This is a genomic window from Paenibacillus pectinilyticus (genome assembly GCF_001700435.1).
Lineage (GTDB): Bacteria > Bacillota > Bacilli > Paenibacillales > NBRC-103111 > Paenibacillus_E > Paenibacillus_E pectinilyticus.
This window is the reverse complement of sequence record NZ_LYPC01000028.1, coordinates 608,603-631,397: the sequence shown is the minus strand read 5'-3', so window position 1 is coordinate 631,397 and position 22,795 is coordinate 608,603. Positions and strand designations below refer to the sequence as shown.

13 protein-coding genes are annotated in these 22,795 nt (G+C 47.6%); 9 read left to right on the top strand and 4 right to left on the bottom strand.

Features of this window, described 5'->3' with window-relative positions; translation table 11 throughout:
- Window positions 1-102: 102 nt before the first annotated feature.
- The 7 genes from A8709_RS30480 (at window position 103) to A8709_RS30450 (ending at window position 14,894) form a co-directional block, all read left to right on the top strand.
- Window positions 103-2,352, top strand: a complete 2,250-nt coding sequence (locus tag A8709_RS30480) for an AraC family transcriptional regulator (RefSeq protein ID WP_065858333.1) — start codon at window positions 103-105, stop codon at window positions 2,350-2,352.
- A gap of 202 nt (window positions 2,353-2,554) precedes the next feature.
- On the top strand, window positions 2,555-3,547 hold the full coding sequence (locus A8709_RS30475) for an ABC transporter permease (protein ID WP_065858332.1): 993 nt from the start codon (window positions 2,555-2,557) through the stop codon (window positions 3,545-3,547).
- Between the two features lies 1 nt (window position 3,548).
- On the top strand, window positions 3,549-4,427 hold the full coding sequence (locus A8709_RS30470) for a carbohydrate ABC transporter permease (protein WP_065858330.1): 879 nt from the start codon (window positions 3,549-3,551) through the stop codon (window positions 4,425-4,427).
- A gap of 95 nt (window positions 4,428-4,522) precedes the next feature.
- Window positions 4,523-6,067: a type 2 periplasmic-binding domain-containing protein gene (locus tag A8709_RS30465; protein ID WP_065858328.1), complete on the top strand. Its 1,545-nt coding sequence runs from the start codon at window positions 4,523-4,525 to the stop codon at window positions 6,065-6,067.
- 77 nt (window positions 6,068-6,144) lie between these two features.
- Window positions 6,145-8,451 carry a glycoside hydrolase family 95 protein gene (locus tag A8709_RS30460; protein ID WP_065858326.1) on the top strand — a complete coding sequence of 769 codons (2,307 nt, stop codon included), beginning with the start codon at window positions 6,145-6,147 and terminating at the stop codon, window positions 8,449-8,451.
- 195 nt (window positions 8,452-8,646) lie between these two features.
- Window positions 8,647-10,071 (top strand): alpha-L-fucosidase, encoded by a 1,425-nt coding sequence (locus A8709_RS30455; RefSeq protein ID WP_065858325.1) that lies wholly within the window; start codon window positions 8,647-8,649, stop codon window positions 10,069-10,071.
- 158 nt (window positions 10,072-10,229) lie between these two features.
- Window positions 10,230-14,894: a polysaccharide lyase family 8 super-sandwich domain-containing protein gene (locus tag A8709_RS30450; RefSeq protein ID WP_065858323.1), complete on the top strand. Its 4,665-nt coding sequence runs from the start codon at window positions 10,230-10,232 to the stop codon at window positions 14,892-14,894.
- A 75-nt stretch (window positions 14,895-14,969) separates the two neighbouring features.
- Here the strand turns inward: A8709_RS30450 and A8709_RS30445 are convergent, their stop codons facing one another.
- From A8709_RS30445 to A8709_RS30435, 3 genes are read right to left on the bottom strand one after another with little or no spacing between them, the layout of a single operon-like run.
- On the bottom strand, window positions 14,970-15,785 hold the full coding sequence (locus A8709_RS30445; protein ID WP_065858322.1) for an alkaline phosphatase family protein: 816 nt from the start codon (window positions 15,783-15,785) through the stop codon (window positions 14,970-14,972).
- Between the two features lie 16 nt (window positions 15,786-15,801).
- Entirely contained in the window at window positions 15,802-16,665 is an 864-nt protein-coding gene (locus tag A8709_RS30440; protein ID WP_065858320.1) for a DMT family transporter, read from the bottom strand.
- A gap of 26 nt (window positions 16,666-16,691) precedes the next feature.
- Complete coding sequence (locus tag A8709_RS30435) at window positions 16,692-17,651, bottom strand: metallophosphoesterase family protein (RefSeq protein ID WP_065858318.1); 960 nt, start codon at window positions 17,649-17,651, stop codon at window positions 16,692-16,694.
- 273 nt (window positions 17,652-17,924) lie between these two features.
- Here A8709_RS30435 and A8709_RS30430 point away from each other — a divergent pair, with 273 nt between their 5' ends.
- A complete protein-coding gene (locus A8709_RS30430) occupies window positions 17,925-18,695 on the top strand; it encodes a DeoR/GlpR family DNA-binding transcription regulator (RefSeq protein WP_065858316.1) in 771 nt (256 codons plus the stop codon).
- A 1,080-nt stretch (window positions 18,696-19,775) separates the two neighbouring features.
- Here A8709_RS30430 and A8709_RS30425 read toward each other — a convergent pair.
- Complete coding sequence (locus tag A8709_RS30425) at window positions 19,776-20,723, bottom strand: AraC family transcriptional regulator (RefSeq protein WP_065858314.1); 948 nt, start codon at window positions 20,721-20,723, stop codon at window positions 19,776-19,778.
- 174 nt (window positions 20,724-20,897) lie between these two features.
- Here A8709_RS30425 and A8709_RS30420 point away from each other — a divergent pair, with 174 nt between their 5' ends.
- Window positions 20,898-22,691 (top strand): glycoside hydrolase family 35 protein, encoded by a 1,794-nt coding sequence (locus tag A8709_RS30420; protein ID WP_244163350.1) that lies wholly within the window; start codon window positions 20,898-20,900, stop codon window positions 22,689-22,691.
- Window positions 22,692-22,795: the final 104 nt, after the last annotated feature.

Sequence of the window (22,795 nt, the reverse complement as noted above, 5' to 3'; positions counted from 1 at the left end):
GATTAAAATGCTCATTATTCCGTTAGCGAGGTGATTGCCCTGCGCAACCAATTTTTGCATTTTTGGAAGCGTTTTTTCCGACGCAAAACGATTTTTCGCAATATGATGACGCTATCCTTGTTTGCTGCCATCATTCCCGTGCTTATTGTTGGGATTGGAAGTTATTTATACTCAGCATCCGCTGTACAAAGTGAAGTGAACCAATCGAATGTTCGGATTTTAAATAACGTCTCCTCGACCATCGATTCTACGTTGGATCGGATTCAAAACAATGCGATTCAAATGCTGTTAGGCAATTTTTTTAGCTCGGATTTGATTGAACTGAAAAAAACGAATTATGCAGGCTTCTATTCACGCATTTCTACTGAGTTATCTGCGCTGATGAATGGGAATAAAGAAGTTGGCGACGTTGCCATGTATGTGCCGGATGAAGGTTATCTGATCTCTCCCATCTATGGGGGAAGAAGAATTGAAGGCATTGCGGAGCGCGAGGCGCTGCTGAAGGAGCTTACAACCGAGGAACAGCTCAAATGGGTCATCGGACCGTATCCCTTCTTGCCAGGTTATGACGTTAAAGGGGTTACCTTAATTGCCAAGGCACCGCTGTTAGGCAAGCAGCCGATCGGACTTTTGTTTATCCGCATTGATGAAGCTCTGTTTCAGAACATCATGAATCGTTTTGTTTCCTATAAGGGAGAGCAAATGTTCATTCTGGATGATAAAGGTGAACTTGTTACTTCTGTGGGAAGCGATGCTGTCCCGCAGGGCCTATTAGATTTGGTTGCACAAAAGCGTTCAGAACCGCGATTCCAATTCTCATTCCATGGCACTGATTACATGGTGACACCGATTACCTCTTCATATAACAAGTGGCAGTATATCAACATGGTGCCGACCGAGCAATTAAATGCCAAATCCAACGGGATCAAACTAATTACACTGGTCATTGTTCTCATATGCTTGATGTTCGGAGGATTTATAACGCTCTGGGGAACACGTCGTGTGTATCGCCCTATTCAGAACCTTGTCGCTTACGTCAAAGACGGGCAAACGGATGAAGTGGAAACCGACGAAGTGGGCTTTGTCCATAAACGATGGGCGGAACTTAGCAACACGGCTAACGATATGCAGCAGCAGTTGAGTGACCAGCTGCCACTGATTCGCGAAATCTTTGCGCTGCAGCTGTTGCAGGGAAGGTTTCTCTATTATTCCGAGGATCAGCTAGCAGCTATGCTTCGCAGGTATAACGTGCCTGCGGATAAGGAAAGCAGCGTCATCGTAATCGCCTTTGATTTGCAGTCGGAAGGCAAGGTGCGTTTTCAAGAAAATGACCGTGAGTTAATTGTTTTTGCTGTGAAAAATATCGCTAGTGAACTTTTACAATCCCATGAGTTGGAAGGCATCGGCATCAATCTGCTGAATGATCAGGTTGCTGTTTGGCTGTATCGGGATCCGCTGCGAGCGGAAGACGATGAGTCAGACATCAAACAATTCGCCGAGAGATTGCGGCTGCTTGTCTCTGATTATTTGCATCTACAGGTTACGATTGGGCTGAGCGGAAAAAGCGAGCATATCGGGGAGCTGCCTGAACTATACGAAGAGGCGTTGCTTGCGGTACGATCTCGTATCATTGTTGGCGGCAATCAAGTCATTTCTCATACGAGCGGTAAAAGCCATTCCGACATGCATTATCGATATCCGCTTGAAATTGAAACGCATTTTGAGAATTCATTGCAGCTTGGCGATCGTGATGAAGCGGTAAGAATGATGGATGAGTTTGCGAAATCGATGGGCGCCGCTATTCAGAAGCCAGAGCTTATTCAAATGTCGTATTATCGACTGCTAACCGCTGCGATCCGGACTGCCTATATGCTCGGATTGGATACCGCTCAATTATTTGGAGAATCGAATGAGGATCCCTATCTCCATATCCGCAATATCCATACAACGTATGAATTGAATGCTTGGTTTAAAGAACAATTGGTAGAGCCCATTGTTGCATATGTCCACGGCAAGCAGCATCAGGAGCATGAGCAGTTAATTGCGAAAGTTGTTCGGTATATGGAGGAGAATTATCATTTTGATTTGTCGCTGGATCAGTGTGCACAAATTTGTGGCTTGAGTCCGCAATATTTAAGTAAGCTTTTCAAAAAGAAAAAGGATCTCTCCTTTATTGAATATTTGACTAAGGTAAGGATTGAGAAGTCCATCGAGCTGCTTCGCACTACGGATTTATCGGTGTCCGATGTTGCAGAGCGAGTGGGTTATCAAATGAAAAACTTTATCCGGGTATTTAAAAAACATGTTGGGGTGACCCCGGGTCAATACCGAGGATTAGATGAGGGAAATTAGAATGCCCATAAATCGTTATATCCATTCTTTGTGAGCAAAAAATGAGGAAAAGATGCAGAGAAATCCCGTAGTTACGGGGTTTCTCTTTTTTTGCCTTTCAACAGAAGTGTGGATAAGAATTGGTCATTGTCCCTATGACTTGCGATCAGGTACGATCGTTTCAAGCAAAACAACGAGATGCAAAACGCAATAACGAGAGGTGATGGGAGTGTCACATAGTCAGGTGGAACAGCTTCAGAAAGTGATGCCGAGTGGACTAGAAAAAAGAAAGCTAACTAAGAAATCATGGGTTCAAGAGTGGCGGGTTGCGCTCAAACGCGACAAATATTTATATGTATTGGCTGCGCCGGGATTACTATTCTTCCTCATATTCAAGTATGTGCCGTTATGGGGATTATTGCTTGCTTTTAAAAATTACTCTCCTTATTTAGGTTTCTGGGGCAGTGAATGGGTTGGATTGAAATACTTTCATGAGTTTTTCACGAATCCCGATTTTATGCTGTTGTTTCGAAATACGATGGCGATTTCGCTTCTGAATATCGTGTTTTTCTTCCCCATTCCTATCGTGGTGTCACTACTGCTGAATGAAGTGAAGAGTTTACCCTTTAAGAAATTCGTCCAAACCGTCATCTATTTGCCCCATTTCCTATCGTGGGTTATCATCGTCGGGATTTGCTTCCTGATCCTAGGTCAAAGCAGCGGTGTGATTAATCAATTGATCGTCGAGTTCGGCGGACACAAGATTGAATTCTTAACGGAGCCCAATTATTTCTGGGCGATGCTCACGGCGCAAAGTATCTGGAAAGAAGCCGGATGGGGAACGATTATCTTCCTAGCGGCCCTTGCCGGGATCAATTCGGAGCTGTATGAAGCAGCCCAAATCGATGGTGCGACAAGATGGCAGCAAATGCGGAATGTCACGATTCCCGGTATCAAAAGCACGATTATTGTGCTGCTAATCCTGCGTTTAGGCCAAGTGATGGATGTAGGGTTTGAACAAATCTTCCTCATGGCAAGCGGGCCTGTATCGCAGGTGGCAGATGTCTTTGATACCTATGCTTACCGTGTTGGTATTCAACAAGGCCGGTTCAGCTATGCAACGGTTGCTGGTTTGTTCAAATCAGTCGTAGGACTCATCCTAGTTGTTACGGCAAACCGTGTAGCCAAGAAGTTCGGCGAGGAGGGACTTTACTAAGATGGATAATCAGACAGGTACGAAGATATTTAATGTCCTAAACTATACGGTATTAACAATAATTGGACTTGTTACGCTGCTGCCTTTCATTTATGTTGTGCTCATTTCATTTACAGATCCTACGGAATATTTGACGAAGTCTTTGGTTCTTATTCCTGAGAAATGGAGCTTATCCGCCTATGAGTACATTTTCTCAACCAACGCTTTCGTTCGTGCAATGGGGATAAGCGGAATACTAGCGGTATTCGGTACGCTGCTAAGCTTAATTGTTACTAGTGCATTAGCCTATGTGCTATCTCGTAAACGCTTGAAAGGCAAAAAGTTCTTTCTTGTGGCCATCCTCATGACCATGTTGTTCAATCCCGGCATGATTCCGAACTACCTGCTCGTGGATAGTCTTGGTTTAATGGATTCCATTTGGGCACTGATCTTACCGGCATTGACCAGCGCGTGGTACGTCTTCTTAATGCGAAATTTCTACCAAGAGATACCAGACGAACTAGAGGAAGCTGCCAAAATGGATGGATGCTCGGATATCGGCGTATTCTTCCGTATCATGCTGCCAATCTCCGTCTCAGCCCTTGCCGCATTCGGACTATTCTACGCGGTCGCATATTGGAACACGTACTTCAGTGGCGTACTTTACATTAACAGCGACAGCTTACGTCCGTTGCAAGTACTCCTGCAAATGCTGCTCATTTCCGCATCGCAAATGGCTGATCCTTCGATGGCTGCTATGCTGGAAAGTGAACGAACTGTACCGCCACAGGTAATCAAAATGGCCGCAGTAGTAATCTCCTCTTTACCGATCGTCATGGTGTATCCTTTTTTACAAAAATATTTTGTCAAAGGTATGATGGTTGGTTCAGTGAAAGGATAAGCACCATGTACCGAGAGGGGTGATGCGGGTAAGTAGTGAAAGTGCAGGAGAATGATTCTGATTGTATAATAAGCATAATAACGGGAGGTCTATACATGAAACCAATGGTCAAAAAATTGGCAGTACTCTTAACAGCAACGGGGCTTATCGCTTCTTTAGCGGCTTGTGGCAAAGCAAATGAAGCTGGGCCAGCAAGTACGGCAGGAAGTACAACTGCAGCTTCAACTAAGCCTGTGGCACCGGCGGATATTTCGATTACGACACTCGCTTTCGCTGCTGCACCTACAGGTGAGTTGGAAGCTGTGAAAAAGCTAAATGAGAAGTTAAACGTCAATCTTAAATTAAATTGGATTCCAGCAGCCCAAATTTCAGAAAAATTAAATGCACTTTTGGCTTCCCGTGATTTGCCTGACGTTCTATTCGTAGAAGATTTTAACTTGACGCCTGCTTTCTTGAATGCGATTGATCAAGGCGCTTTCTGGGATCTAGGTCCTTATATTAAAAATTATCCGAACCTGGCTAAGTATCCAGAGAACGTATACAAGAACGCATCTTTGAAAGGTAAACTGTACTCTCTTCCACGTGTAAGACCGCTGGATGGTCATGAATCCATGCTGATCCGTAAAGATTGGTTGGATAAGCTCGGTCTACAACAACCGAAAACGATGGATGAGTTGTCTCAAGTGCTTGAAGCCTTTGCACAGAAAGATCCAGACGGCAATGGCAAAGCGGATACCTACGGTGCTGTCATTCCAGGATCACCAGGACCTGCCAGCTATGTGCTCTCTATGTTTGGCACAGGTACGAAGTGGAAAGATGAGAACGGCAGCTTGATTCCGTATTGGTGGACTCCACAAGCGAAAGATGCCTTAGCTTTCTGGAACAAATCATACAAAGCCGGCGGCATTCTGCCAGATCTTCCTGTACTGAAAGCCGCACAAATTAAAGATATGCTCGTACAGGGCAAAGCGGGCGTAGCATTCGCTAACGTAATTGACGCCTATAAATATAACGTGGAATTGCAGAAGGTAAATCCGCAAGCGAACCTTATCGCTGTGGAATTACCAAAAGCACCAGATGGCAAAGCGTATTATGAGCAAGCAAGCGGTTACTATGGACAATTCCTGATCAATAAGAAATCGGTTGATGAGGCGAAATTGAAGAAAATCCTAGAAGTCTATGATTACACAGCTTCAGTTGAAGGTTACAACCTAGCTACTTACGGCATTCAAGATGTTGACTACAAATTGAAGCCTGACGGAAGTGTTGAGCAAACCGAAGAAGGTAAGAAAAAAGGATATTCCGGCGATACAACAGGTCAATGGGTGACAGGGTACTTTGATAAGTATTCTAGAGCCAAAATCTCAGGTATTCCGACCGATATTTACGAAGCTAATAAAAAAGTCGTTGATTCGATTTCCTCTATCACAGATCCTACTTACGGTTTGATGAAGTCTGCACCATTTAAGGAAAAGGGAGCAGATTGGGATAAAAAGCTGAACGATATGATGGTCAACATCATTATTGGCAAAAATACGCTAGATGATTGGGATAAACTGGTGAAACAGTTCAAAGATGACCCAAGCTTCCAACAGCATGTTAAAGAAACAAACGACTTCTACAAAGAAAAATCCAAATAAGCCAGATGAAATGAAAGGACCCGATTGTGCCAGTTGATGGCATGATCGGGTTTCTTTTAAAAAGAAGGGTGATCCTGATGAGTAGTCAAGAGTTGAAGTTATGGTATCGTCAGCCTGCAGAGCAGTGGGTGAACGCACTTCCCATAGGGAACGGCAAGCTTGGGGCTATGGTATTTGGCAGAGTGGAGCAAGAACGGATTCAAATCAATGAAGATTCACTATGGTATGGCGGACCTAAGAAGAGGGAGCAGCCAGATGCCCATAAACATCTTGCGGACATTCGCAGGCTGATGTTCGAAGGAAGGCCACAGGATGCTGAGTATTTGGCACGGATGGCGATGACACCAGGTCCTAAATTCTTTGCGCCGTATCAAACATTGGGGGATGTAAACCTTTATTTCCGACAAGCAAATGGGGATGCCACTGACTATCTGCGTGAATTGGATTTGCGCACAGGTATCGCTAAGACTTCCTATATCTTGGACGGGACGAAATATCAAAGGGAAATCTTCACAAGTACGATTGATCAGGTGCTAGTTATTCGATTAAGCTCGGATCGAGCTGGAGGAATCAGCTTCTCTACGAATTTGAGTCGACGTCCTTTCGAAGGTACAACAGGTAAGGCAGGTGCAGAAAGCATCCTCATGCAAGGGCAATGTGGGCCGGAAGGTGTTCATTATGCGACGGTTTTGAGAGCGGTAGCAGAAGGTGGGAACGTACAGGTTATCGGGGATTTTGTCTCGGTTGAAGAAGCGGATTGCGTGACGTTATATGTCGCAGCTGCAACCACGTTCCGTCATCTCGATCCGCTTTCGGTGTGTCATTCACGGATAGAAGCTAGTATGGCCAAAGGGTTTGAGACTATTCGCGAAGATCATGTGAAGGACCATCGTTCTTTATTTGAACGTGTTCAACTAGAGCTGGAGGATTCCAATGCGAACGAACTGGCAGCGCTGCCAACAGATGAGCGGCTGCGTCGAATCCAAGATGGAAACGAAGATCATGGGCTCATATCGTTGTTTTTCCAATATGGCCGGTATTTGCTTATGGGTAGTTCACGACCTGGCTCGCTGCCTGCCAATTTGCAAGGCATTTGGAACGAGAGTCACACGCCGCCTTGGGAAAGTGATTATCATTTGAACATTAATTTGCAAATGAACTACTGGCCAGCAGAAGTGTGCAATTTGGCTGAATGTCATGAACCCGTATTTGATCTGATGGATCGGCTGCTTGAGAACGGGCGTAAGACGGCTAAGGAGATTTACGGAGCCAGAGGCTTTGTAGCGCACCACGTCACGAATTTGTGGGCAGAGACGGACATTTGCGGCATTTATGTACCGGCTATTTTCTGGCCGATGGGCGGGGCGTGGATGTCCTTGCATCTGTGGGAACACTATCGCTTTGGCGGTGATAGGGAGTTTCTCCGTTCGAGAGCGTATCCGATTATGAAAGAGGCTGCGCAATTTTTTCTAGATTTTCTGGTGGAGGATGAGTACGGTCGTCTAGTCACGGTTCCTTCTCTTTCACCGGAAAATACGTATCGATTGCCGAATGGCAATGAAGGGGTTATGAGTATTGGGCCGTCGATGGATTCGCAAATTATTTATATGCTCTTCGGCGCTTGTATCGAAGCGGGGATAGTGCTCGGTGTGGATGAGCTTTTCCTTGAACAGCTAGAGCAAGTAAGGAAGCGATTACCAGAACCCGCTGTAGGCAAGCATGGCCAATTGATGGAGTGGGCGATCGATTATGAGGAAGTGGAACCCGGGCATCGCCATATTTCACACTTATTTGCCTTGCATCCAGGTGAGCAGATTACGGTTCAGCATACACCAGCGTTAGCGGAGGCTGCTCGTAGGACATTAGAGAGAAGGCTTGCACACGGAGGCGGTCATACAGGGTGGAGCCGAGCGTGGATTATCAACTTCTGGGCGAGACTGCATGATGGTGAGCAAGCTTATGCCAATGTCATGGAGCTGCTGGGTCATTCCGTGCATACGAGCCTGCTAGGTGACCACCCTCCGTTCCAAATCGATGGCAACTTTGGCGGTACGGCAGCTATCGCAGAGATGCTTCTCCAATCACACCGAGATGAAATTCTGCTCCTGCCAGCATTGCCGAAGGCATGGAGAGATGGTCGGGTTAGCGGCCTGCGCGCGCGAGGCGGGTTTGAGGTAGAGATCGTGTGGCGTGACGGTCAGCTTCAAGAAGCGGTACTTCTTGCCACGCAGGATAGTTTGTGTTCGATCCGCAGTGAATCATCTCTTGCGATCACTAGGGTAAATGGGGATGATATGGTGCTGGTTGCCAATGACGGTTCCATCTATTCCTTTAAAGCAGAGTCAGGGAAACGATACTTGATCCAATGTGTATCCAATGCGTAACGAATGAATTGACCCTTTCTGTATCGAACAGCATGGAAGAGGGCTTGTAAACCACACGGTTGCGGGATTTCTCTTTTTTCGCCTAGAAGAAGATTGTGGTTAAGAATTGGTCATTGTCCATAAGCTCGGAGTCAGGTACGATCGGTTCATAATAAGTAAAGATTGGAAATTTAGGATGTGTGAGGAGATCAGGAGATGGCAGTTTCCATAGAAGAAGCAGTGAAGGTAGTTCCGACACCACGTCAATTAGCTTGGCAGGAGATGGAATTCTATGCCTTTATTCATTTTGGAATCAATACATTTACGGGGCGGGAATGGGGGGATGGAAACGAGGATCCGAAGATATTTCATCCAACGGACTATCATCCCGCACAATGGGTAGAGACCTGCCGATTAGCGGGAATGACAGGCATCATCCTTACCTGTAAGCATCACGATGGGTTTTGCCTCTGGCCAAGTGCCTATACGGATCATTCAGTCAAATCCAGCACGTGGCAGGATGGGAAGGGCGATGTTGTCCGGGATTTGGCCGAGGCTTGCCGTGCTCAGGGATTGAAGTTTGGTGTATATCTATCCCCATGGGATCGTCACGAGCCCACTTACGGCGATTCACCTGCCTATAATGCGTATTTTCAAAATCAATTAAGAGAACTTTTAACGAATTATGGTGAAATTTTTTGTGTTTGGTTTGATGGGGCATGCGGTGAAGGCAGCAATGGCAAAGTACAACAGTATGACTGGGAAACGGCGTATCGATTGATTCGAGAATTGCAGCCCGATGCTGTCATCAACATCTGTGGGCCGGATGTTCGCTGGTGCGGCAATGAAGCCGGACATATACGCGAATCGGAATGGAGTGTAGTGCCTGAGCGTATGAGGGATACGGAGAAAATCCAAGAAGACTCTCAGAAAGTGGATGATGGTACGTTCTCCCAACAGATCAATGCAGAAACGGAGGATTTGGGGAGCCGGTCTGTTTTGGCAGAAGCAACGAGTATGATCTGGTACCCTGCAGAAGTGGATGTATCGATCAGACCCCAATGGTTCTACGATCCGGCTGACAATGATAAAGTGAAAACTGTCGCTGAATTGATTGCTCTGTACGAGAGTACAGTTGGCGGTAACAGTGCCCTTCTGTTGAATGTTCCACCTGACAAGCGTGGGCTAATTCATGAGACAGATGCACGGAATTTGCGTGAACTGGGGCAGTGGCTACGTGCTACTTATAGACACGATTTAGCTAAAGGAGCGAGCGTGTGGGCTTCCCATACAAGGGATGCAAGTGTTGATGCGGGGCATCTAACAGACGGTCGGTCCGATACGCATTGGTGCCCTGACGAAGGAATGGAGCAAGCTGAGCTTGTGATTGATCTTGGCAAGGAAACGACGTTCGACCGCATCGTATTGAAGGAATATATCCAATGTGGACAACGGATTGAACGGTTTCAATTAGCGTACCAACAAGATGATGTGTGGATTCCCCTATATGAAGGCACGGTCGTTGGGTATAAGAAGATCTGCAGTTTCAACAAGAAAAGCGCAAGATACATCCAACTGAAAGTGTCCGAATCACGTATTAATCCTACTTTAAGCAGTTTCGGTGTGTTTTGCAGTAAGTAGGCGATCAATATCAAGTCATTTACAAAAGAAGGGGGGTGAGGAGCAGCAGCCAATGGTAATAACGTCATAACTATGAATATTGTCTATGAAATTATGTGTGCGCTTACATGTTGTCTTGGATAGTGGCATTAGTTAACATCATTTTAAGGAGGCATTTCATGAACCCTTCCTCAATCACAACTGAACATCCCAAATTCACACTAAAAGCAATCATACACGTATTCCTTGCACTATTGATTATTGCCTTATGCATCCCGCCTCATTCGGCATCAGCGGCAGGTTCAGATGCATCAGATGAATATGATGCCATGCGTGGGAAATGGCATACCTATCTGACGGGTGGAACTACTTTTGATCCGAATGACCCTGATATCGCTGCTAATATTAAGGCCAAAGACGATCTAGTATCCAATGCTAGCTTAACAGGCTCGTGGGATACGATGAATAAAGCGGCGAACCGAACGCACTTATGGAGCGATTTGCAGAGTACGACGGTCTCCGCGCAAGTGACATCGCATTATACACGCTTAAAACAAATGGCGATTGTTTATTCGACGATTGGCTCTGCGTTCTATCATAATGAGTCACTGAAAGTGGATATTCTTGCTGGCTTAGATTGGACGTATGCCAATCGCTACAAAGAGTCCAAAACCGAATACGACAATTGGTGGGACTGGGAGATTGGCTCCCCGCAAGCCCTCAATGATACGCTTGTGCTTATGTATAACGATTTAACGCAACAGCAGCTAGATAATTTCATGCGAGCCATTGACCGTTTTGTGCCGAATCCAAGTAAACGTACGCTTGGTGGAGTAACCGAAACGGGAGCAAACCTCCTGGATAAAGCGTATGTGGTTACCTTACGGGGGATCACTGGCAAGTCAAGCGCCAAGATTACGCTTGGAAGAGATTCGATAAGTCCTGTCTTTCTGAATGTCACAAGCGGAGATGGATTTTACGAGGATGGATCCTTTATTCAACATACGACAGTTCCTTATCTAGGCGGATATGGCTCCGTTTTGATCGGACGATTAGCTGATATGTTCTACTTGTTGACTGGATCCTCCTGGAGCATTACAGACCCGAACGCCATTAATGTTTTCAGATGGATAGATGAAGCCATCGAGCCATTACTCTATAAAGGCGCAGCCATGGATAATGTAAAAGGCCGTGGTATTTCGCGTCAGGGTACGAATGATCATACGACAGGTCGAGGGATTATCTTGAGCATGCTGCGTCTAGCAGAAGGGGCTTCTAGTGAACAAGCGCTGAAGATCAAGCGAATGGTCAAAGAGTTCATTTCCACAGATACGACATTTGCTAATTACTACGTCGGTACTGGCATGTTTGAAATGATTCTTGGCAAAAGACTGATGAGCGACAGTTCGATTGCACCAAGAGGCGAATTGGTCGGTCATTATCAGTTTCCAGCTATGGATCGTGTGTCCCATCTAGATGAAAACTACGGTTTGGGTATCGCCATGTTCTCCCCACGCATATCTGCATTTGAGTATGGCAATGGGGAGAATATCAAAGGCTGGTATACCGGAGCGGGTATGACGACTTTGTATAATCGTGACCTATCGCAATACAGCGGTAATTACTGGGCAACAGTTAACATGTATCGACTGCCAGGTACGACAACAGATGGCTCTGGAAGCGGAACACCTGTTGATTGGAAAAATTATTCAAACCCGAACACATGGGTAGGTGGTTCTTCCGTTGATCATCGTTATGGCTCTGTCGGGATGCAGTTTTCACTTGCGCAAGATACAGGAAGTCCGCTGCAAGGGAAGAAATCCTGGTTCTTGCTCGGTGACCAAATTGTCGCTTTAGGCTCCGGTATTACGAGTACGGATACGACTCGAAACGTGGAAACGATCGTCGAAAACCGCAAGCTGAATGCCAATGGCGATAATGCCTTGCAGGTAAATGGGATAGCCAAGTCTAGCGCACTGGGTTGGTCGGAAAATATGAGCAACGTGCAGTGGGCCCATTTAACTGGCAATGTCCCAGGTTCTGATATCGGCTATTATTTCCCAGGAACAGCATCCATCACGGGATTACGAGAGTCAAGAACTGGCACTTGGAAGCAAGTAAATACGGGTGGTGGTACGGATACAGTAACCGATTCCTATTTGAGCTTGGCCTTCAATCATGCGAAGAAGCCGACAGATGCATCCTATGCGTATGTGGTGCTGCCTAACAAAGATGCTGCAGCAACAGCCAGCTATGCGGCTAATCCGTCTATCTCCATTCTAGAAAACTCTGGGGATGCGCACGCCGTCATGGATACAACATTACACGCGGTTGGGGCAAACTTCTGGAGTGATGCAACGAAAAGTGTCAATGTGGCAGGTCAGCCGTTCATTACGGTTAACAAAAAAGCATCCGTCACGACACTTGAAACGAATGGACAGCTAGACATCGGGATCTCTGATCCGACAAAGGCGAATACGGGGACGATCACTGTTGAAATTAATCGCAGTGCAACGGGCGTCGTTTCACTTGATCCTGGTATTACGGTAACGCAATTTAGTCCAACGATTAAAATGACGGTGAACACCAACGGCGCGTTTGGTCAATCATTCGCAGTTAAATTCAATCTTGGAACGCCGGCTACGCCTGACGCGCCGATTTTGACTAGTGCCACTGGCGGTGCTTCTCAGGTGCTATTGAACTGGACAGGTGCGAACGGGGCTGCAGGCTATCGGGTCAAATATGGTAGAGCTCCGGGCGTCTACACACAATCGGTGGATGTAGCAAGTGTGAGTGGTACCAATCAGTTGGCGGTAACGGGACTTAGCGCTGGTAAGACGTACTATTTTGCTGTCGTTGCCGTTAATGCTGCGGGAGAAAGTACTGCATCTAACGAAATGTCTGCTATACCAGTAGCTATGGTTAAATGGACAGCAGAAGCGGATACTTATGTAAGAGATGGTACCTACGCAACCCAGAATTTCGGTACAACGGCTAGTATCGTAGTTAAAAATGATGGAACTTCCTATGCTCGGCAATCTTACGTGAGATTCGATTTATCTTCAATCCCCACGACATTTGTAAGCGCTAAGGTAACGCTTGTTCCCGTAGGTGCTGGGATGGCGGGAATTATTAATCAAGCACAACTTGTCAGCAATAATAGCTGGCAGGAAACAACGCTGACTTGGAACAATAAGCCTGCTGGAGGAAGTGTTATCGGGACTTGGACAGTTCCGACTGTCGCTGGGACACCTGTTCAATTGGATGTGACCAATCAAGTGATAGCTGCACTGACTGGAGATAAGAAATTGTCGCTTATGATCTCCTCACCAACGGCTCAAGGCTCAACTTCCGATGTATCATACGCGTCTAAGGAGAGCACGAATGTTGCTTACAGGCCTGTCATTGAGATTGAAATGGGCAGTCCGGCAAATAAATTACCTGGCGCGTTAGATTCCGAGTTAACGACCATCAAAGATACATCAGTCTCGGGGACTTTGAATGCGAGTGATGAAGACGGCGATCCGTTACAGTTTCGTATCGTTGCGAATGGTACGAAAGGGACCGCGGTTGTGACGAATCCAGTTACAGGAGCCGTTGCGTATACACCTGATCCTGGAGAGACCGGAACAGATACATTTATGTTTAAGGCAAATGACGGCGTAGATGATTCCAAAACAGCCGTAGTTACGGTGCACATTGGGGCAGCGCCTGACACGACAGATAACGCGAGCCCGGATTGGCAGCGTACTGCACAGACCGTGATATTGACGGCAACGGATGAGGGCGGCGGTGTGCGGAACACTTTTTACAGCGTCGATCAAGGTCCGTTTGTAGAAGGAAATACGGTTGTTGTTGCTGAAGATGGTGTCCATGTCATCCAATACTATAGCGTGGACAACTTTGGGCATACAGAAGAGATGAAGACGACGCAAGTCAAGATCGATACGACTGCTCCGTCATTGCATGTCGTGTTGGATAAAACGACGTTGTGGCCAGCCAACCATCAAATGGTTACTGTGAATGCTGCTGTAGATTCAAATGATAGCGGATCAGGCGTTGCATCGGTTGTGCTGACCTCCATTACGAGCAATGTCCCCGTTACTGTCGGTGATATTAGTGCTAACATGGGCACAGCAGCTCCATCCTTTAGCTTACGTGCAGAAAAAGGACGCACCTATACGATCATTTATACAGCTACCGATCGTGTGGGCAATCAAACGTCTACAGCAGTAAACGTCACTGTTCCTTTTGGCGTAGCCGTGGCTAAACCTGGTACAGTCGTACTTTCGGACGACAACGGGCAGGATACGGGTCTGCTGGACGGTAACTACACAATTACGATGAATATGTGGTATGGCGATAATGGCACTTTGTATAAACTCTATGAGAATGATGTGTTAATCGACACTCAGGTTCTTACGGACAAATCACCAAACGCGCAATCCACGGTGACTTCCATTACCTATAAGCCGAATGGGACTTACAAGTACTATGCCGAGCTAACGAATGCTTGGGGAACGAGCAGGAGCAAGGATCTAACGGTTACCGTCAAACAGGCGGCTCCCGCCAAACCAGTCCTCGCTAACGATAACTGGGACGGTGATGGAAGCTTTAATGTGAACATGAATATGTGGTGGGGCACCAATGGCACGAGATATAATTTGTATGAAAATGGCGTGCTCATCTATTCACAAGATTTAACTGTGAATACGCCGAATGCGCAATCGGCTGTTGCTATTTTGACGGGTAAAGCAAAGGGTACCTATGAGTATCGTGGTGAACTCGTGAACTACGCGGGTGCCACTTCCAGCGATCCGATGATTGTCAAAGTTACGAAGTAGTAAGGGAGGTGCATAAAGAAACCCTGACTTTGCCTTTTTGGACGAAGTCAGGGTTTCTTTGATGTATCACGATGCTTAGCTGTGAAACAGGCCCACAGGCAGCTTGGCTTCCCAAGAAGCGGGGGCTTCTAGTCCCAGCGCATGTGCGACGACGGCTGCCGTGTCGGCAATGTCAACATGCGCGAGCTGTGTACCAGGTACGATGCCAGGGCCTGCACAGCCCCAGAAGATGGTTTTGTCTAACGGATGATCACTGCCGTGATTGAAAGCGTCCTCGCCTCCACCGCCATGATCGGTGACGGCAATGATGAGGCTGTCTTTTAGCAGATCAGCTTCTACTAGAGCCTCTATAATAACGCCCATATGCCGATCTGTCTCCTCGATAGCACGGAGCTGCCCTGGCGTATTGTAGCCATGCTGGTGACCTGCGGCGTCGGGCAAATCCAACTGCACATAGAGCAGCTTGAAATCCGGGTTTTCTTCTATGTAGGTTGCTATAGCATGTACAAGCTCGCCGTCAGGTATCGATATTTTATGAACGTCGATTGACGGTTCAATGATCCCGTCGTTAATTGGCTTCCAAGCGCTGTATGCAGCTAGTTGGGCATGAGGGAATGCCTCGCGCGCGACGCGGAAAATGGAGGGATAGGGCGAATCGTCGGGAAATAATTCTGCCCCTGCTTTATTGTTGTTAAGACCATGTTTCACAGGGTTAACGCCATGCAGCAGTGATCCCCAGCACTCCGCGCTGATCGTAGGCGATGCGGTTTGTGCTTCCAGGGTATGAGCCCCTGTTGCGAATAAACGGTCCAAATTCGGGGTGTGAGCGTCACGGACGAATGTGCCAGCCCCATCCCAACCGATAATGATTACACGTTGACATGTGTTCATGGATGTTCCTCCTTTTTTAGCCCCAAAAGCTGATCATTAGAATGCCTATTAATATGAGAATGGAGCAAAGAATGCGTAATGTTCCTTGCTTCTCCTTGAGGACAACGATACCTAGAATGGTTGCGAAAACAGTCCCGATTTCACGCATCGGTGAGATATGGGCAACAGGTGCATATTTCATGGCAAAAAGGAACAACAAGTACGATACCGGATTGAGAATAGCCCCTAGTCCAATCCGTTTGAAATTTAATCTCCACTCCATGCGCAGCTGTTTGGAAGCGATAACAAGAGGAGTGAGACCTGCGACGAATCCGATATTCGTTACTTCTAATAAGGTAATTGGCGAGATATGTGAGAGATTTAGTTTATCGACAAGTACGTAGCAAGTCGTGCACAAGCCCACACAAAGTGCCATTAGAAAGGGTTTAAGGGATCCTGTAGAGGTATGCCCTGAAGATCGCAATCTGGTAAAAATACCGCTGAGTGAAAGGAAGCCAATCACCATACCAAGCAGACCTAACCATCCTAGCAAGGATAGCGATTCATTTAAAAACAGGACACCGACAATGGGGATGAATAAGGTATTGGTGCCTCTCATGATGGGATAGATCTGCGAAAGATCGCCCATATTGTAGGTCCGCGTTAGGAGTAGGGCGTAAACCGCCTGCAAGCAGGCGGATAACAGGAGAAGACCGTATGCCGATAAGGACAAGGGATGAAGCCATAATTCTCTGATTAAATAAGGGAGTAGGAGAACGGTTGTAACCATAATAATGGACCATAAGAAGACGCTTTTGTTAAGGCTGCATTTGGTAAACAAGCTCCAAATCGCATGCGTAAGTCCTGATGCAATAACGAGAACAAGTGAAAGAGTAAACAATAGATCAACTCCAAACGTAGGTGAGGTTACAGCGTTGGTGCGTGTTCGGGTTGATTATGAATGACAGTACCGTCAGCGAGTCGCAGCCAAGTTTCAAAGGCACGCTCACCTTCGCGGAGGCGAATCATTCGGGCGCCACGGTGAAAGCCTTCTTTGCCATACGTATTGTAGCCTGTCGCTCTGCCAAAGCAAAGACGAATTCCGTGCAGATCGCCCCAGTAATCGTTGACGTGATCATGGCCGACAAAGGTGCCAATAACATCGCCCATTTCAAGCATGGCCGTGAACAATCCAGAGTTAACACGCGGGCTAGAGATGGATGCTTCAAACATGTTACCGTAGCAGGTCGTTGTATCCCACAATTGTTGATATTCAGGAATAGGGATATGAAAGAAGGCTAAGGCCGGAATAGGCTGCCCAGATGCGCTTGCTTGAAGTTTGCGGGACTCTTCCTTGTACCAATTGATTTGATCGCTTCGAATCCAATCATAACCCTCAATATGTGGAACTGGTGAGTAAGCACCCGAATCCAGGAAGATAAGATTGGCTTTGGTCTGCCCATCGGAGCCTTGAAGAGAAAGCGTATAATTGCCGACGCCGCTAATATTCTCAGGTCCAGGTTGAGTTAACGTGTACGGATACGTCAGCACGCTGCTCATCAGTTCATCTCTTGTGATGAGGGATTCGGTGTCATGATTACCAAATACGACTGCCCATGGAATTTTACGATCTTCGACTGCTTGCATCGCATCGCGAAAAGCCTGAAGTGGCTCTTCACAGTGGTGTTCACCGTCCGCAACAGGTCCTGTATAGATGATATCGCCTGTGAAAACCACGAGATCAGGCTGCTCCGCATCAAGCACTTCTTCCATGAGGCGCAGCGTTTGTTGATCCTCGGTTCGGCCATCAATCCAATGTAAATCCGTAAATTGTGTGATTGTAAACGTGCGATCCTCGCGAAAAGTCAGTGGTTGCTGCTTGAGCATGATGATAGCCCCCCGTATGTTTTGATTGTGGAATTGTGTTGATTTTATTATAAATGTTGTTGTTTGTTGACAATTGTATATCCGATAAGGTGGAACTGTCAACGAGCAATTTTCGGTGAGGCAGAGTTGAAGTTAGGGTGGAGCCAAGTAATCAGAAAAGAAGCCTCGATATTGAGTTCCCATGATTGACACGGCTACCATGAACGCCTACACTAGTGAAAACAACAAGAAACAACAAGATATACTAACTATCGGTCATGCTAGGAGGCAAGTATGTCATTAACCTATGAAGATCGCCGGATAACCATACTCCACCATTTGGAAATGGAAGGAAAAGTACAGGTACATCACCTTTCTGAGCTGCTTACGGTTTCGACAGAAACTGTGCGTCGTGATTTGGATCGTTTGGAAAAAGAAGGCAAGCTGCGTAAGGTCTACGGGGGCGCCGTCAAAATGCGCATGGAGCTAGTCGAGCCGCCCTTTCTAAACCGCGTGCAAATGATGAAGCCAGAAAAAGCAGCCATCGGTAAGCTGGCGGCCTCCTTGATTCAAGATGGCGAAACGATCATGCTGGATAACGGCACAACGACGATCGAAATTGTCCCCTTTTTAAAAGATAAAACCAATGTAACGATCATAACGAACTCAATCCCGATTCTTAATCTGGCGATGGAAACGTTCCGGGGGCGCATTATTTTTGCCGGTGGAGAAGTCAGTCAAGAATGCCAGGCGGTGACAGGTGCGCTGACGGACCAGTTGCTGGATCAGTTTAAAGTGAATAAAACGTTTATTTCTGGCAGCGGCATTTCACTAACGGATGGCATCACTGACTTTTATTTGGCTGAGGCTGTGATCTCTCGGAAAATGATGCAGCGCGCTGAAGAATCCATTCTAGTTGTTGATCATAGCAAATTCGGGCTGTCGACGTTTGCTAGAGTTGCTAAGCTGGAGGAAATATCCATGTTGATTACAGATCCCGGCTGCCCGAAGGAATGGGTGGATGCGGTGGAGGGGCTGGGTATTGAGGTACGGATTAGTGAGTAAGGCGTGAAGCGTGAAGAGAATAGAGGAGAGGAGAGAAGAGAAGAGAAGAGAAGAGAAGAGAAGAGAAGAGAAGAGAAGAGAAGAGAAGAGAAGAAAAGAGAAGAAAAGAGAAGAAAAGAGTAAAGAGTAAAGACTAAAGAGTGGGTTGCCTTAGTTATGCAGAAGGCCAGTGGAGGAACGGTAACTCGTTCATTCAATGGCCTTTCTGTGTTGATGGGAATACCGCTCCGTGGAAACGAGCATTCGCGCCTGTGTAAGTCGAAAAAGTCGACTACCGCGCCGCGAAACGAGTAGTCTCGCCTGTGTAAGTCGAAAAAGTCGACTACCGCGCCGGCAAATGAGCATTCGCGCCTGTGTAAGTCGATAAAATCGACTACCGCGCCGGCAAATGAGCAGTTGCGCCTGTGAAAGTCGAAAAAGTCGACTACCGCGCCGGCAAATGAGCAGTCGCGCCTGTGAAAGTCGAAAAAGTCGACTACCGCTCCGTGAACCGAGCAGTCGCGCCTTTATAAGTTGAAAAAGTCGACTACCGTGCCGGTAAACTAGCAATCGCGCCGGAGATAGTCGTCTTTCCCGACTAACCGGCCGCCCATCACGGTAGTCGCGCCGGAGATAGTCGTCTTTCCCGACTAACTGGCCGCCTATCGAGGTAATCGGGCCTGAGATAGTCGTCTTTTCCGACTATCCGAGCACCCATCTCGGCAATCGAGCCCGAGATAGTCGTCTTTTCCGACTAACTGGCCGCCCATCGAAGCAATAGAGCCCGAGATAGTCGTCTTTTCCGACTAACCGGCCGCCCATCGAGGCAGTCGCGCCTGAGATAGTCGTCTTTTCCGACTAACAGGCCGACCATCGAGGAAGTCGCGCCCGAGATAGCCGTCTTTTCCGACTAACAGGCCGCCCGGCGCGGCAATCGAGCCCGAGATAGTCGTCTTTTCCGACTAACAGGCCGCCCGGCGCGGCAATCGAGCCCGAGATAGTCGTCTTTTCCGACTATCCGAGCACCCATCACGGCAGTCGCGCCTGAGATAGTCGTCTTTCCCGACTATCCGAGCACCAACCACGGCAGTCGCGCCCGAGTCAGTCGCTCTTTCCGACCGCACGGTGCTTCGGCCGGAAATCGCTTGGCGACTGACCGGTCCAGCGACGAAACTGCCGTGAGAAGTGGCTGGCCGATTGAAAGCCAAGCTTCTCGGCAATGTCGCTCATCGACATGTGCGTGGTAACGAGCAGCTCTTTGGCCTGCTTGAGCTTCAGTTGGCTGACATACTGGCGCGGCGACAGGCCGTATACTTTGGAGAACAGCTTGCTGCACTGGCTGCGGCTCATGTTTAGCTCTTTGGCGATTCCTGCGACGGAAGCTTCCTCGCCGAGTCCAAGAGCTAGCTTCTCCTCGATCGCATGCGCGACATCGGTAGAGAACAGCGAGGCATCGCGGCTCGTTGGCCGTACGATTCCCGTATGTACGGGGCCGCTTGTCGTGTTTGCTTCCGTAAGCTGTTTATCTCGCAGCAACTGCAGGACGTCATGCAGAATGAGCAAGGTATACGATTGCAACAACAGCTTGTCCTCGAAACGGAGCGGGGGCTGCTGTATTTGGTCATGTTCTGGCATTTCCAAATTGGATCGATTACGATTCATGACGGCTTCAAGCTCGCTGACATAGAAGCGAAGCTTACTCTGTTCAGCCATCTGGTGAGGGATATACTGATAAGCGGCAGCAGCGAGCAGACTCCGAATTTCCGTGTCGTCCAGATCAAAATGCACATTGAAATAGCCATAGGGCACGTTGCTCGTATTGGAGGAGCGGTGCCTGATGCCAGATTTAATCAGTAACCAGTCCCCTGCCCGCATGGTAATCGCATCACGGTTCATTTCTTGAACAACTTCTCCCTCCGAGCAGTACAGGAGCTCAAACAAATGATGGTGATGCCGAGGGTATTGCCAGCCCGGGGACTGTAAGCCGAAATGGCAGCCTACGACTTGTAGGGTGTTAATGAGGTTAGGAAAACGATACACATCAACCATAAACGAGTTCACGCCCCCTTTTCGTATCGACTAGGAATTAGGTTTAATGATAGCATGATTTTGGCACATTTGGTATAGAACATGCGCCATTTGGCGATTGAGTTGGAATGCCTGAATCAGCGATGATGAGAGGAGAAGTAAGACCACTTAGAAGCATAATTCGGAGGGATAATCGTGGCTATTTTAACGGCTGGAAATAAGCAATTTCTACTAGATGGCGAGCCCATTCAACTTTTGTCAGGAGCTATTCATTATTTTCGCGTGGTGCCTGAATATTGGGAAGACCGGTTGTTGAAGCTGAAAGCCTGTGGATTTAACACAGTTGAGACGTATGTACCTTGGAATTTGCACGAACCGAAGGAAGGGGCATTCAACTTCAGCGGTCTTGCGGATGTGGAGAAATTCGTGCAACTGGCAGGAAACCTGGGTTTGCATGTCATCGTGCGGCCTAGTCCTTACATTTGTGCAGAGTGGGAGTTTGGCGGATTTCCGGCGTGGCTGCTTCAATATCCGACAATGAAATTACGTTGTATGGACGCGATGTATTTGCAAAAAGTGGATCGCTACTACGATGAGTTGATTCCTCGTTTAACGCCGTTGCTTAGTACGAATGGCGGTCCCATTCTAGCGATGCAAATTGAGAATGAATACGGCAGCTACGGGAACGATACGGCGTATTTAACCTATTTAAGGGATGGCTTAATCAGCCGTGGCGTGGATGTTTTGCTATTTACGTCTGATGGTCCCGAGGATGGCATGTTGCAAGGAGGAACGGTTCCAGGCACACTGGCTACAGTGAATTTCGGCTCACAGCCGGAAGCGGCTTTCGAGAAATTCCGCCAATATCGCGAAGATGAACCGCTATTTTGCATGGAGTACTGGAACGGGTGGTTCGATCACTGGCTGAAACTGCATCACACAAGAGACGCTGGGGATGTTGCGGATGTTTTTGACAGGATGCTGCGCGCGGGTGCTTCGGTCAATTTCTACATGTTCCACGGTGGAACGAACTTCGGATTTTACAATGGAGCGAATTACCATGACAAGTATGAAGCGACGATTACCAGCTACGATTATGATTCACCGTTATCCGAATGCGGCGATGTGACGGAAAAGTTCAACGCAGTGCGTAAGGTAATAGCCAGCCACTTGGGGAAAAAGGAAGAGGAGCTTCCAGCGCTGCCCGCGCCGATTAAGAAGAAAAGCTACGGGAAAGTGGCTTTGACTGAAAAGGCTGATGTGCTGGATACTCTGTCTTATTTGACCAAAGGAATCGAGCGTACTACCCCAGTACCAATGGAACTACTTGGGCAGGACTATGGCTTCATCGTCTATTCGACGAGGGTATCCGGACCACGGACTGGTGAAAGTCTGCACCTTCAGGACGTACACGACCGCGCACAAGTCTTCTTGGATGGGGTATATCAGGGGACGGTAGAACGCTGGGATGCGCGTCCACTCCAGATGGACATTCCTGCTGGGGGAGCGAAGCTCGACATCGTCGTTGAGAACATGGGCCGGGTTAACTATGGACCGCGTCTTCGAGATTGTAAAGGCATCACAGAGGGCGTGCGGATGAATAATCAATTCCTTTTTGACTGGACGATATATCCACTCCCACTAGACAATATAGCTGCAATCCCGTTCGGACGCGTGGAAGCAGGCTCAGAGGCTGCCGGATCAGAAACGAGCACAGCCAGCAACTTCGGTGACCGCCCGACCTTCTATCGCGGGGAGTTTCTTGTAGATGAGACAGGAGACACGTTCGTTAAACTAGCGGGCTGGACGAAAGGAGTCGTGTGGATCAACGGCTTTAACCTCGGACGCTTCTGGTCAAAAGGACCCCAAAATACGCTGTATGTACCAGCGCCGTTACTAAGAACCGGACGTAACGAAATCATCGTATTAGAGCTGCATCACACGGAAGAGACCGTTATTGAACTGACGGATACTCCAGATTTGGGTTAATAGTTGATCACGAAGCCCCCTTGGCTGCTTAATTGGCCGGGGGGCTTTGTGATTTCCAGGCATCCTGCCTGAGCGGTTTTTCGCATGGCGTTATCTGGATAATC

Excerpts from the sequence above, each read along its gene's own strand:
- A8709_RS30465 (WP_065858328.1), top strand. The coding sequence starts at position 4,523 with ATGAAACCAATGGTCAAAAAATTGGCAGTACTCTTAACAGCAACGGGG.
- A8709_RS30480 (WP_065858333.1), top strand. The coding sequence starts at position 103 with ATGATGACGCTATCCTTGTTTGCTGCCATCATTCCCGTGCTTATTGTT.
- A8709_RS30425 (WP_065858314.1), bottom strand. The coding sequence starts at position 20,723 with ATGGTTGATGTGTATCGTTTTCCTAACCTCATTAACACCCTACAAGTC.
- A8709_RS30435 (WP_065858318.1), bottom strand. The coding sequence starts at position 17,651 with ATGCTCAAGCAGCAACCACTGACTTTTCGCGAGGATCGCACGTTTACA.
- A8709_RS30475 (WP_065858332.1), top strand. The coding sequence starts at position 2,555 with ATGGGAGTGTCACATAGTCAGGTGGAACAGCTTCAGAAAGTGATGCCG.
- A8709_RS30445 (WP_065858322.1), bottom strand. The coding sequence starts at position 15,785 with ATGAACACATGTCAACGTGTAATCATTATCGGTTGGGATGGGGCTGGC.
- A8709_RS30450 (WP_065858323.1), top strand. The coding sequence starts at position 10,230 with ATGAACCCTTCCTCAATCACAACTGAACATCCCAAATTCACACTAAAA.
- A8709_RS30470 (WP_065858330.1), top strand. The coding sequence starts at position 3,549 with ATGGATAATCAGACAGGTACGAAGATATTTAATGTCCTAAACTATACG.
- A8709_RS30430 (WP_065858316.1), top strand. The coding sequence starts at position 17,925 with ATGTCATTAACCTATGAAGATCGCCGGATAACCATACTCCACCATTTG.
- A8709_RS30455 (WP_065858325.1), top strand. The coding sequence starts at position 8,647 with ATGGCAGTTTCCATAGAAGAAGCAGTGAAGGTAGTTCCGACACCACGT.
- A8709_RS30460 (WP_065858326.1), top strand. The coding sequence starts at position 6,145 with ATGAGTAGTCAAGAGTTGAAGTTATGGTATCGTCAGCCTGCAGAGCAG.